This is a genomic window from Acinetobacter sp. neg1 (assembly GCF_000788125.1).
Classification (GTDB): Bacteria; Pseudomonadota; Gammaproteobacteria; order Pseudomonadales; family Moraxellaceae; genus Acinetobacter; species Acinetobacter vivianii.
This window is the reverse complement of sequence record NZ_JSZD01000014.1, coordinates 285,355-298,131: the sequence shown is the minus strand read 5'-3', so window position 1 is coordinate 298,131 and position 12,777 is coordinate 285,355. Positions and strand designations below refer to the sequence as shown.

13 protein-coding genes are annotated in these 12,777 nt (G+C 40.8%); 10 read left to right on the top strand and 3 right to left on the bottom strand.

All coding sequences use genetic code 11. From position 1 onward, the window contains the following. The first annotated feature begins 447 nt into the window (after positions 1 to 447). The 3 genes from PJ15_RS11020 to PJ15_RS11010 are packed head-to-tail and all read left to right on the top strand — an operon-like array spanning position 448 to position 2,639. Positions 448 to 921, top strand: a complete 474-nt coding sequence (locus tag PJ15_RS11020) for a YfiR family protein (RefSeq protein WP_047430661.1) — start codon at positions 448 to 450, stop codon at positions 919 to 921. 6 nt (positions 922 to 927) lie between these two features. Further along, a complete protein-coding gene (locus PJ15_RS11015) occupies positions 928 to 2,151 on the top strand; it encodes a diguanylate cyclase domain-containing protein (protein WP_047430658.1) in 1,224 nt (407 codons plus the stop codon). Between the two features lie 8 nt (positions 2,152 to 2,159). Then, positions 2,160 to 2,639 (top strand): OmpA family protein, encoded by a 480-nt coding sequence (locus PJ15_RS11010; protein WP_047430655.1) that lies wholly within the window; start codon positions 2,160 to 2,162, stop codon positions 2,637 to 2,639. Positions 2,640 to 2,688: 49 nt separating this feature from the next. Here PJ15_RS11010 and PJ15_RS11005 read toward each other — a convergent pair whose 3' ends face one another. Continuing rightward, positions 2,689 to 3,699, bottom strand: coding sequence for a metallophosphoesterase (locus PJ15_RS11005; protein ID WP_005259690.1), 1,011 nt, complete (start codon positions 3,697 to 3,699; stop codon positions 2,689 to 2,691). A 169-nt stretch (positions 3,700 to 3,868) separates the two neighbouring features. Between PJ15_RS11005 and PJ15_RS11000 the strand changes: the two genes are divergently transcribed. Then, entirely contained in the window at positions 3,869 to 5,431 is a 1,563-nt protein-coding gene (locus PJ15_RS11000; RefSeq protein WP_227504695.1) for a phospholipase D family protein, read from the top strand. Here PJ15_RS11000 and PJ15_RS10995 read toward each other — a convergent pair. Further along, complete coding sequence (locus tag PJ15_RS10995; protein WP_005259692.1) at positions 5,424 to 6,254, bottom strand: lysophospholipid acyltransferase family protein; 831 nt, start codon at positions 6,252 to 6,254, stop codon at positions 5,424 to 5,426. The two genes, PJ15_RS11000 and PJ15_RS10995, sit on opposite strands and share 8 nt — an antisense overlap. A 190-nt stretch (positions 6,255 to 6,444) precedes the next feature. Here PJ15_RS10995 and PJ15_RS18625 point away from each other — a divergent pair, with 190 nt between their 5' ends. From PJ15_RS18625 to PJ15_RS10970, 6 genes are all read left to right on the top strand, one after another. Next, positions 6,445 to 6,585 carry a hypothetical protein gene (locus tag PJ15_RS18625; protein ID WP_171248588.1) on the top strand — a complete coding sequence of 47 codons (141 nt, stop codon included), beginning with the start codon at positions 6,445 to 6,447 and terminating at the stop codon, positions 6,583 to 6,585. A gap of 74 nt (positions 6,586 to 6,659) precedes the next feature. Further along, the gene (gene hflX / locus PJ15_RS10990; protein ID WP_047430652.1) at positions 6,660 to 8,003 is read left to right on the top strand and encodes a ribosome rescue GTPase HflX; all 1,344 of its coding nucleotides are present in this window, start codon (positions 6,660 to 6,662) and stop codon (positions 8,001 to 8,003) included. Between the two features lie 44 nt (positions 8,004 to 8,047). Next, positions 8,048 to 8,410, top strand: coding sequence for a hypothetical protein (locus tag PJ15_RS10985; RefSeq protein ID WP_005259695.1), 363 nt, complete (start codon positions 8,048 to 8,050; stop codon positions 8,408 to 8,410). An 11-nt stretch (positions 8,411 to 8,421) separates the two neighbouring features. Further along, the gene (locus tag PJ15_RS10980; protein WP_004775764.1) at positions 8,422 to 9,090 is read left to right on the top strand and encodes an LrgB family protein; all 669 of its coding nucleotides are present in this window, start codon (positions 8,422 to 8,424) and stop codon (positions 9,088 to 9,090) included. Between the two features lie 87 nt (positions 9,091 to 9,177). After that, a complete protein-coding gene (locus PJ15_RS10975) occupies positions 9,178 to 9,621 on the top strand; it encodes a DUF2147 domain-containing protein (RefSeq protein WP_062847840.1) in 444 nt (147 codons plus the stop codon). Positions 9,622 to 9,827: 206 nt separating this feature from the next. Continuing rightward, positions 9,828 to 10,271, top strand: coding sequence for a DUF2147 domain-containing protein (locus tag PJ15_RS10970; RefSeq protein WP_373869378.1), 444 nt, complete (start codon positions 9,828 to 9,830; stop codon positions 10,269 to 10,271). 251 nt (positions 10,272 to 10,522) lie between these two features. On the opposite strand, the gene PJ15_RS10965 is transcribed toward PJ15_RS10970, so the two are convergent. Next, the gene (locus PJ15_RS10965; protein WP_047430648.1) at positions 10,523 to 12,706 is read right to left on the bottom strand and encodes a carboxy terminal-processing peptidase; all 2,184 of its coding nucleotides are present in this window, start codon (positions 12,704 to 12,706) and stop codon (positions 10,523 to 10,525) included. Positions 12,707 to 12,777 lie beyond the last annotated feature (71 nt).

Here is a 12,777-nt window from a genome sequence, read left to right as displayed (position 1 = left end):
AACCAGTAAAAATCCACACAAGTTGTTCTTCTATTCTCTTAATGATCTTCTCGATGATTCGTCATCATCAAGCTAGGTCGGCTATATTACTCTAAATTTCTTCAAAGTCAACAGGTAATTTCGATATTTTTAAAACTTATCAATCAACCCAAGAATCCAACCTATCTAGCCAAATCCTTGTTTCTCAACAAGTTTTTATCTGCATCACCGCCGATGGATGTGCATTCTACAGCATTCCCAACCCAATGCAACACCCTTTTCCAAATTTATTGGAATTATTTAATCAAGCGCATACTTTTTGAACTGAATAGTTACTTTTATTGGCTTTCCTGAGTGATTAAGAACTTTTTTTAAACAATTAAGTCCAGTAGAATATGTCTCTTGCTTCACACTTTTTGGCACTTCTGATTGAAAATACGGTTTTTGAATATAAAAGCTCGATATCTGTTGCTTGCAGTATTATTTACTGTAAGCCCGCTTTGCTATGCCATTTCAACTCATAACTTCTATGAGTTAGCACTATCTATATTAAGTTATAGCAAATGGACAAATACATCCCGTCCTTCTATCTGTGTGATTGATAATTCAGAAGCGGCAAGTCAGTTCCAGATGAACATCCGACAGCTTGCCTATGATTATCAGGTTCAGGCCGTAAGCGCGAAAGATTTCCCTAAGACAGAATGTCATGTGGCCTATTTCACTACGACATCACCACAACAGCAGCAGAATCTGATCCAGTCCTATCCCTCTCGCTCATTACTTTCTTTAAGTACCAACAATCCTGCGTGTGAGGTGGGGAGTATTTTCTGCTTATATAATAAGAGAACCTATTCAACTTTTAAGGTTAATCTGGAAGCGCTGAGTTATTCCAAAGTTCATATCGATCCACGAGTTTTACTCTTGGCGAAGAATGCGGAGTAAGTACAGATGATTTCCAACTTATATCAATCAACCTCCTTACATGCCTTATTCCGTAAATCCCAGTTTGCGATTTTTGCCATCACTTTTGTAATTTGTTCTTTTACTTTTGCCACAATTTCCATGTTTACCATGGAAACCTACGCTAAACAGAATTTACAACTGTTGAGCCAGACGGTTCTTGAACGAATTCAACCTGCTGTGGTGTTTAGAGATCGTGGGGCAATCGATCAGATTCTAGATGACTATACCCGTGAACATGCCATTCGTACGATCCATGTTTATGACCCTCAACATCAGCTTCTTGCCGAAAGTACTAAAAAAATAGCCCACACCTCAACCATGCAAGATTTAATGGATCGATGGTTTTTACATGATCCAGTTAAGTTGATGATTGTTCATCATAAGAAAAAAGTTGGCGAACTGGTGTTATACGGAAGTTCAGAAAACATTTTGCACTTTCTGAAAACGATTATTATCGGTTTGGCAATTTCAATGTTCTTTATTGTGATTGCTTTATTATGGTCAGTGAATATTACCTACCGCCAAATCATGCAGGCAATTAAACCACTGACCCACATCGCTCAACTGGTCAGCGACCAGAAAGCTTATAATCTTCGTTTTCCAAACAACCATATTAAAGAGTTTCAGAACTTAAATACGGTGTTTAATGAACTGTTAGAAGAAATTCAAATTTGGCACACTCACCTTCAAAAAGAGAATCGTCAACTTTCATTTCAGGCACATCACGATCAGCTTACCGGTTTGCCAAATCGTCATTATTTCTACCAAGAGCTTTTCGATATTTTTGAGAACCCACAGTATCGTCACAATTCTGCCCTATTATTTATCGACAATAATAATTTCAAGATGATCAATGATCAGTTTGGTCACTTGGCAGGTGATGCTGTTCTAAAAGAAATGGGCGAACGTTTAAAACTTTCTGTCCGCCATGAAGATTTTATTGCCCGTTTGGGTGGGGACGAGTTTGCTATTATCCTGCATTCTATCCATCATGCGGATCACTTACAGACCATTGCTGAAGGTTTACTGGCGAGTTGCAAGGAGCCTTTAGATTTCAACGGTGAAATGATTCATTTTGGTTTTAGCTTAGGGATTGCCTTTTCACAGTTTGCAGAGAATCCAGAGGATTTGATTATGCAAGCGGATCAAGCCATGTATAAAGCTAAAAGTTTAAATCCACATTGGTTTCTTTATAAACCAGAAATTTAGGACATGTTATGCGCGCTCACACCATTAAAATTTCATTTATTGCGTTACTCTGCCTAACATTGGCTGGATGTTTAAGTTTTGGCCCGTTGAAATATCGTCAGGTTAAAATGTTAAAAAAAGAGGGGTTCGTTTTAACAGATGAAGGCTGGAGTCTCGGCTTACCAGAACGGTTATTATTTGATTTTAATAAAGTCGATATTAAGCCAGAGCATCAGCAAGAGATTGTACGTCTTGCAACTCAGCTCAATAAATATGACCTGCAAAAATTAAAAATTGTGGGACATACAGATAATATCGGTAATCCTGAATATAACCAGAAACTCTCGGAAGAACGTGCTCAAAGCGTTTCTACTATTTTCATCGATCAGGGTTTTAAACCAAATAACTTAACTGTTCTGGGTCGTGGTTCAAATCAACCATTTGTGCCAAATACCTCGGATGAGAATCGTGCCAGCAACCGCCGCGTGAATGTAATTATTATTCCTTAATACATTCCAGTCATAAAAAAGCCGACCCAATCTAGTCGGCTTTTTTTATTTAAATCAGTTCAATAATATCGATCGTCGGAGGTACTCTAAACCGAAATGGTACACCCACCATTCCTGTGCCTACAGTCACAAACACATCCGCATGCTCATGCGTGTAAAAACCTTTTTTATGCCCAAGAATAGACACCCGCTTCATAATATAGTTGGTAATCCACGGCAATTCGATCTGTCCGCCATGCGTATGGCCCGATAACATTAATGGTCGAGTAGGTAATTCAGGCACCATATCAACGGTGTCAGGATTATGCGACAGAATCAGCCAAGGTTTGTCTTGAGGTAAGTCTGGCATAAAGCGCATATTCGCCTTCCCAGCCCACAAATCACCGATACCAATGAGACGAAACTCATCAAAATCAACAATCTTACCTTCTATATCAATCACATTATTCTGCTCTAACGCTTTGCTCAACAATGCCTGAATCGGTGGACCAGGATATTGTTCGTCGTGATTGCCAGGCACAGAATATACAGGTGCCTCAATTTGCTTGAGTACTTCCAGCTCATGTACCAAACGGTTTTCAGGTTCATAAGTCCAGTCCCCTGCCACCACAACCAAATCAGGTTTTTCCTCATTCAGTTTTTTCACAATCGTTTTTAACTGACGTTCATGACCTGAAAATAATCCGACGTGCATATCGGCAACCAATGCGACTTTGACAGGACGGGTAAATTCACGTTTTGGATCGAGGCGATATTGATGACGTTTGATATGAACCTGATGTGGCTCAATAAAGCGCGCATAGATCAGTACGCTACTTAATAAAAAGATGAACCCCGCCTGATGCAAGCTGTAATAACCGACCCAGCCTGCGTAAAGACTAAAGAACCAAAGCGGAACCAACAAATACGAAAGATAAAATGCCAGCAAATGCACAAAGGCTTTAAAGGGATGAATGGTTTCTGTACGTGCCTGATGGATCCAGGCTTGAATAAATGCCCATAATGCCAAAACAGCAAAAATAAGGTAAAAACCAAAAATAATAGTATCTGAATCCGACATTACAGCCCTCATTAACTTCACTTTAGGGACATACGTCTCATCTTATATTTATCTTTTTCGATGAAATGGTATACTCGAGCCCAACTTTTAATCAGTAACGATTATGACGCAATTTTCTCATTTAAATGGCAAACATACAAAGATAAGTACAACCGCTTACAATAAAAATATGCTTGCGATTTATTGCGCCATGACGTTAACGATGACGGGTTGTAGCACACTACCCAAGCATAAGATTGAGCCTGTGATTCAAACGGTTGGTCAGATCGATACCACCCAAACCTCTTTAGCTCAAGTGATTCGTCCTTTACAAGAACAGCACCCCGATCTGACTGGCTATCATGTGTTGTATGAACCGCTAGAGGCACTGGCAGCCCGTCTCCGTTTGATTGACAAGGCAGAGAAAACGCTCGATTTACAATACTATATCTGGGATAACGACAAGGTTGGTGCTTTGGCACTGCACGCTTTAATTCGTGCCGCTGATCGTGGGGTAAAAGTCAGATTACTGATTGATGATAATAATGCCAAACATACTGAAGGTATTTTCTTAGCGCTGGCACAGCACCCCAATATAGAAGTTAAATTATTTAATCCTTACCGATTTCGTAAATATCGTGCACTGGATATGGTGCTCGACCTAAAACGTATCAACCGCCGAATGCACAATAAAAGCTTTATTGCAGATCATCAGGTGGCCTTGATTGGTGGTCGTAACATGACCAACCAATATTACAATGTCAGTGATACTTATCAATTTTCTGATGTTGATGTGATGCTGTTCGGTACTGCTGTCAATGATATTTCCAAATCATTTGATGATTACTGGAATCATGAATATGCCTACGATGTCCGAGAAATTGTGAATCCAAAATCACATCGACTTAGCTATGAAAGTTTAAAGCAGCAACTCGATGAACACTATAAACGGATTACCGTACAGAATTATGTCGATTTGACCAGCCGCTCCCAAGCCATTGATTCACTTATGAATCGGGATATTTCTCTGGAATGGGTCAAAGCTGAGGTCGTGAAAGATTCACCAGATAAAATAAAATCAAAAGCCAAAAAAGAAGAACATCTGAATTTCCAGCTAATCAATCATCTGGAACAGCCTGAAAAAAATATTGATCTGATCTCGGCGTATTTTGTTCCAGAAAAGAAAGGCGCGAAAATCTTAGGTGACTTAGCCCAAGAAGGCATCAAAGTCAGAGTACTCACCAACTCCTTTAAAGCCAATGACGTCGCTGTAGTCCATGCTTTTTATGGGAAGTATCGTCAGGAACTATTGGAAAATGGTGTGCAGCTTTATGAGTTTCTTCCAGCATTGGATAAAAATGATTTAGATAAACATACCGAAGATTTAGCGAAAAAAGCCAAGGTTAATCTTAAGGGACTCAGTCGTTCGAGCCTACATGCCAAATTGATGGCTTTAGATGAGAAACAGGTGTTTATTGGCTCATTTAATTTTGATCCACGTTCAGCTTATTTAAATACTGAAATTGGGGTGTTACTGAATAGCCCACCATTAGCGCAAGCTGTACATGCCACCATGGATCAAAACCTGAAAACCTATGCTTATCGTTTAGTGTTGGATGCAAATAAGAAAATTACTTGGCAGAGAGAAACACCAAGAGGTCCTTTGATTTATACCAAAGAACCTAAAATGAAATGGTGGCAAAAAGCAGGCGTGAAAATCATTTCATGGCTGCCAATCGAAGGCTTTATGTAGACTCAGCCGTTTCTGGCAACACAGTCAATACCTTCTGCTGCAATTTAGCTAAGCCTGCGCGCATCTGGCGATCAACTTCTTTGGTTAAACTATCGACGGTATGCCCTTCGACTGAAATCGCAGGCAAAGTCATCAAATGTGCGGTGACTTTCGGCATTTCTAAAACACGCTGCACATGTTCTGCAAAGGTCATTTCGCCAATAAACGGCGCAACCAAATCGAGCTCTCCGTTCTGATTGACATAGCAAATCACACACACCTGTACAGGACGTTGTGCCTCAATGGCTGCACCTAATAAACGTCCATGTACCTTTTTGACTTTACTTCCGTCGGTTGTGGTCGCTTCAGGGAAGAACAGAACAGGAATATCCTGTTTTAAAAATTCAGTAATCTGTTCACGGATACGGATTGAATCTCCCGAACCGCGTTTGATAAATAAAGTCCCGCCACCTTTTGCCAGTTTCCCCAGGATCGGCCATCTTTCAACTTCGGCTTTCGCCAGAAAGAAAATTCGTGCGCCAGAACCAAGTACAGCGACATCCAGCCATGAGATGTGATTACTCACCCAAAGTGCAGGTTCACGTGGAATGGTGCCATGGACTTCGACTTCGATATTGAAAACTTCGCATAAACGGCGGCAGAAGTACTGCACATAACGCGTATTTACAGGATTATTTGGATCCTTATATAAACCATGACGGTAAATCAGATAAAAACCTTCACCTATTGTTTCTAGGCCTGAGGCTAACTTTTTACTATACAAACTCAATTTAGAGATTAGATTTAATGGTGGGTTAGTTACCGCAGTTGCTTCTTGAGTCATAAATCATTAAAACCGTACGCATAGATGCACATGTGCATTGAATTCATCCAGTTATATCATGCCGCTATCTACTTATAAAAGTTACCTGCATCATAAAAAACGAATGCGAGCATAATTTTTTTCAATTTTAAAAGGTTTATTAGATCAATTATTATAAATAAATCGAATTTATTGATTGAAAGGTGATGTGATGAATCAGCAAAGCACAACATCAGAAACCCAAACCACCATTCCCTATGGCTATGCTTTAAGAATGATTCTCGGCTGGTCAATTTTATATATGGGCACTCTGGTCGGATTCATTGAGCTTTTACGTCGTAATGTCATATAAATCGAGTAAGCCTTTGCCCTTTCGTTGAAGTTTATTCTAGAATAAGACTTTAATAATAAGGATTACCTACTCGCGTGGAAAATTTTGAGCAGCGTCAAAGCGGTGAACGGGCAATTTTAGTCAGTGTGTCTGTTCAGCTACTCGATGATCTTGATGCTGAAGAGTTTCGATTGCTCGCTCAATCCGCTGGTGCTGAAATCCTTGAACATCTTTCTGTTCAACGCAATAAACCTGATCCCAAATTTTTTATCGGATCTGGCAAAGTTGATGAAATCGCTGAACTGGTCAGAGAAACAGAAGCAGAGCTGGTCATTCTCGATCACTCGCTTTCGCCTGCCCAAGAACGTAATCTTGAGCGAATCTTGAAATGTCGTGTGATTGACCGCACAGGTTTAATTCTGGACATTTTCGCCTTACGCGCCCGTACCCATGAAGGGAAATTACAGGTTGAATTGGCTCAGCTTAAACATTTATCTACTCGCCTGATTCGTGGCTTTACTGGTAATTTAGAACAACAAAAAGGTGGTATCGGTCTACGTGGACCAGGTGAATCACAACTTGAAACTGACCGTCGTTTAATCCGTGTTCGGATTACCCAGCTCAAAGATAAACTGGTAAAAGTACAACAAACCCGTTTGCAAGGTCGTGCAGCAAGACAAAAAGCAGCCATCCCAACCATTTCACTGGTCGGTTATACCAATGCCGGTAAATCAACTTTATTTAATATACTGGCAAAAAGTGATGTCTATGCAGCGGATCAACTGTTCGCAACACTGGACCCAACATTACGTCGTTTAGACTGGGATGGTATCGGCACTGTAGTATTGGCGGATACCGTCGGCTTTGTCAGAAATCTGCAACATGATCTGGTTGAATCATTTAAAGCCACATTAGAAGAAACCTTAGAAGCCACTTTGCTGCTTCATGTGATTGATAGCAGTAGTCCAAATATGCCAGAACAGATTGAAGCCGTTGAATCTGTTCTCAAAGAAATTGGTGCCGATGCGCCAATTTTGCATGTTTATAATAAAATCGACCAGAGTGGCGATGCTGCTAAAATTATTTATAAAGCCGCTGATCTACCTGACCGTGTTTATGTTTCCGCACATTCAGGACAAGGGTTAGATCTACTTGCTCAGGCAGTTCAACAATGTCTATTGGGCCAGTTACAAGATTTTGATTTAGTGTTAAAACCTGCTTATGGGAAACTCCGTACCCAGTTATATACGCTGAATGTCATTCAATCCGAGCATTATGATGACCATGGCAATTTACATTTATCGGTCTGTATTGCGCCGCATAAACTGGAACAACTCATTAAACAGGCACATTTGCCATTAGACGAAATACTTGGAAAAAAAGCTTCCTTATTCCAGCGACCTTTGGAAGAATTTGAGATCGATCAACCATCACCCTAATTGCAATCAGCCATCGTTTAGATCAGCGAGCTTAAGAGAAGAAAATGAAAGAGATTGATTGGACAGCCTGGTTTTTTACGATTTTATTAATCATTGTATATCGTGAGGGGGCTGTTGCGATCACCAAAGCCTTTGGTCATCCAGAATTAGGCAATCTCGTTGGACTGCTGAGCTTACTGGTGACCTTATTGATTTGGAGACGTTTCAAAAAAATCTCCAATCGTTTGATCGATACCAATAACAAGATCATGAAAGAAAGTGCTTTTGCCTTTCTGCCTATTTGTGCGGGTTCATTAATTATGCTAGTGCATTTAGGTAAAGAAATTCCTTTATTTTTATTTATCTTAACCTTTAGTACGTTATTGCCGCTGTGGGTTTACGCCAAAATGGCAAAACGCTGGTTATAAGGGGCTGATCTATGTTTATGGTTATTTATGGATTTATCATCACCCTGATCAGTTACCTGATTGCAAAGCCCTTAAATAAAAAATTCCCGCAAATTCCATTGATCGTTTTTGCTGTCTTTATTGTGATTGGTTTACTGTTCATTTTAGGCGTTCCCTATGAAAGCTATCTGGACAATGTAAATAACGTGTTTAACCATTTACTGGGTTATGTCACTGTTGCTTTGGCAATTCCACTGGCGGCAATGCGCTATGACGATTTGCCGATCAAATCAATGCTCGGAATTTTATGTTTTGCCAGTATTAGCGCGGTGGCACTGCCGATGGGTCTGGCTTATTTACTGCATATGTCTGAACCGACCATTCTGGCTTTTGCGACGCGTGCCGTGACCACACCGATTGCACTGAATATTGCGACTCTGCTTCATGCACCTCTGATGTTGGTGACGCTGATTGTCATTTTATCTGGGGTCATTGGCGCTGCATTTTCGCCGTGGATCTTAAAACACATTCATGATGAACGTGCTTCAGGTCTGGCTTTAGGTCTGGCAGCACATGCCATCGGTACTGCTCAGGCATGGCAACGTGGCCCTGTCGCTGGCCGATATGCCGCCTTCGGCATGGCAGTAAATGGCGTGTTTACAGCAATTTGGCTGCCTACTTTTATTTTATCTTTATCTTAAAATTTGCCACAAATATCAGTTAATTATTGAACTGGTTGTCATAAATCATCCATAATGGCGGGCTTAACGTTAAAAGGATTTTTAATGATGGGCAAACAATTATTAGGTGCGTTATTCTTAACTGCGGTGAGCAGTTTTACTTTTGCAGAGGATATTACGGGGCTCTGGCAAAGTATTGATGACAAAACGGGGGCACCTAAGGCATTAGTTGAAATTCGCAAAGAAACGAATGGCACCTATGCTGGAAAAGTCGTAAAACTCACACCACGTACAGGCTATACACCAAAAGAAACTTGTGTAGATTGTCCTGCGCCATATACCAACAAACCCATTGTCGGTCTGGATGTCGTGACAGGTTTAAAATACACAGATGGTTTGAATTATACCAATGGCCGTATTCTCGATCCAAATACAGGCAAGGTTTATAGTATGAAAGCCAAATTAAGTGCAAATGGCAAACGTCTGCATTTACGTGGATATCTGGGCGTTTCTGCGCTAGGCCGTAATCAGATCTGGATACGTGCCGAGTAAAAATTTGTAGGGCTAATAAATTACTCTACTTATATTTAAATATGTTTAAAAAGCCTCTTCATCATCTAAAAATGGAGGGGCTTTTTTTAATGAAAAAATAAAAAACTATCGAATTTTCAAATATAAATATACAACTGTAAAATAATGATTGAATCTTTAATTAGAGATACTACATAATAAAAACGGGTGTTAAACGGATTTTAATGATGAGCAAAAAACTAATAAGCGTTTTATTTTTAACAATGATCAGCAGTTTTACTTTTGCAGAGGATATTACGGGGCTCTGGCAAAGTATTGATGACAAAACAGGGGCGCCAAAAGGGTTGGTTGAAATTCGAAAAGAAACCAATGGAACATATACTGGCAAAGTTGTAAAACTCACACCACGTACAGGCTACACACCTAAAGAAACCTGTGTAGACTGCCCTGCACCTTATACCAACAAACCGATTGTAGGTTTAGATGTGGTGACAGGTTTAAAACATAGTGAGGGCCTAAACTATAGCAATGGCCGTATTCTTGATCCGAATACAGGCAAAATTTATAGTATGAAAGCCAAATTAAGTGCAAATGGCAAACGTCTGCATTTACGTGGATATCTGGGTGTTTCTGCACTGGGCCGTAATCAAATCTGGATACGTGCCGAATAAGACATTCTGGTTAAACAAATCAGCAATGCAACTCGGATGATCCAACGTCAATCCATCGTAATCTAAGACAAAGGCTTCTTCATCTTTGTAAAAGGTGAAGAAGCTTTTTCTATTCTCTTTAAAACTGACAGGCATAAAATGATGCCAATGTCAGATCCTCTTACATGTACGTAGCGACATGAGAATCGAGATTAAAAAAGCAATAAAAAGCCCTGTATCAAACAGGGCTTTTTATTTAAAACAATATCAACTTAACGATTTTGTAGCTTGGCATAATCTAAAAGTACATTTGCCGCTTCGGTGATGAAGGTTTCTTCTTCAGGAAGTGGCGGACGTAAATGCGCTTTCATTTTGGCACGAGATTCAATCAAAGCATCAATCGAAGCTTGGTAACTTTCCCAGTTTGCATAAGGTGCCAGACCTGTTGCTGCACGGCGCTGATTTTCAGCATTCAAAGTTTGCTTTTCTAGATCAAGTAACTCTGCACGACGCTGGTTGATATCCAGCACCACTTTCTTCTGATCAGAGGTTTTCTTGGCAATCGCTTTACGCGTTTCCAAATACTTAAACTGTGAATCGGCTGCTACACGTTGCTGAGATGATTCCGTTAACTTGGCAATATAAGGTTGTACTGAACCTTCACGCTTAAATGGTGCAGTTGGAATCGTATCCCATTTCAAAGCATTTTTCGCTTTACGTTCACCAAACTCTTCATTATAGATATCAACGAGTTTGATGTCTGGCACAACCCCTTTATTTTGCGTACTTCCACCCGTAATACGGTAGAACTTACGTTGGGTCAGCGTTGCCTGACCATAAGCCAGTGAATCCAGTTGAACCTGCGCCGTACCCTTACCTGTAGTGGTACTACCAATGATAATACCGCGCTCATAATCCTGAATCGCAGCCGAGTAAATCTCACTTGCAGAAGCCGATGCCAAGTTGACTAATACCGCCATTGGGCCAGCATAAAGCTGTTCGCCGCCATCCGTATCTTCAAACACATTAACATTGCCATTGCCATCACGGATCTGTACCACTGGCCCTGACTTGATCACCTGACCCAGCATACGTGCCACTTCTTCTAAAGAGCCACCTGGGTCATTACGCAAGTCAACCAAAATACCTTCAACTTTTTGAGCTTTCAGCGATTCCAAAGCTTTAGCCGTATCTTCAGAAACTGAACGGTATTCAGTTCCCGCACGGCGTGAGCGATAGTCAAAATAGAATGATGGAATTTCAAGAACACCAAATAGATGTTTTTTACCATCACGGGTGATTTCAACCGTACGCGAACGAACACCCGCATCTTCTTCCTGAATAATGTCGCGCGTTAAGGTGACATTACGTGCCTGACTCATTGGTGCCCCTGCACCTAATAAACGAACCACTACTTTGGTGCCACGTTTACCACGAATCAAGCCAACAATTTCCGAGCTCGGCCAGCCGATCACATCCACCATTTTATCGCCATCTTGAGCGACACCAATGATGCGGTCTCCTGATTTCACCTGACCAGACTTACTTGCAGGGCCACCCTCAACAATCGTTTCGATCTTGGTGTAATCTTCATTGCCACGTTCTGGACGGATCGAAACACCAATCCCCTCAAGTTGCAAGGTGGTCTGACGATTCAGCTCCATCGCATCAATTGGCGGATAATAGTTACTATGCGGATCATAGGTCGCCATCATCGCATTCAGGGTTTTATCAAGTACATCATCACTCTTGACCCGACCAATACGCTCTAACTGGCGGGTATAACGCTTGGTTAGCGTCTGAACTGGAGTTAAATCTTCTGGACCAGTCAAATCCTGACCATTGGCAAGCGATGGATCTGCTTTTAACGCCTTTTGCTTGGCCTGTTCTTCTTCTTTGCTAATCGTCAAATTAATCAGCTGTGAAACCAGCATTTTTTGCCAGTGCGCCCGTTGCTCAGCAGCGGTCTGGAAATAAGGTGCTTTTTCACGATCCGTCTCAAGATAGACATCTTTTTGATTTAAGTTCTGTGGCTTCTTCAACTCGGCCAACATAAACTCATAGAACTGTTTCAAACGGTCACGATATTGAGCATGAATGGCAAAAGGCCCAATTAAGTTCCCTGCTTTTAATGAGCTACCAAAAGTTGAACCATACTTATTCTTATAGTCCGCAACTTCACCGCTTAAAAATAATGAATGATCTGGATCAAGACTATCAAGATACATATCCAAAATACGGTTTGAAGTGGTTGCATCTAAACGCATATTCAAATAATGCTGGCGATCAACCAAAGTTGCGAGCTGACGTGACACGAGCGCTTGTTCTTGTGATGGCTTGATGACGGTTGAAACAACTGGAGTCTCGGTCGCCGCAAACGCCTCATTCATGGTATGAGAGAAAAATAAACCACCAGTCGCAATCGCAACTGCACACGCTATCATTTGAAGTTTCATAAAATTTTGGTACTTCCTTGGATATGGCAATTATTACACGCTGATACTGTCAATATGAACACATTTCATTC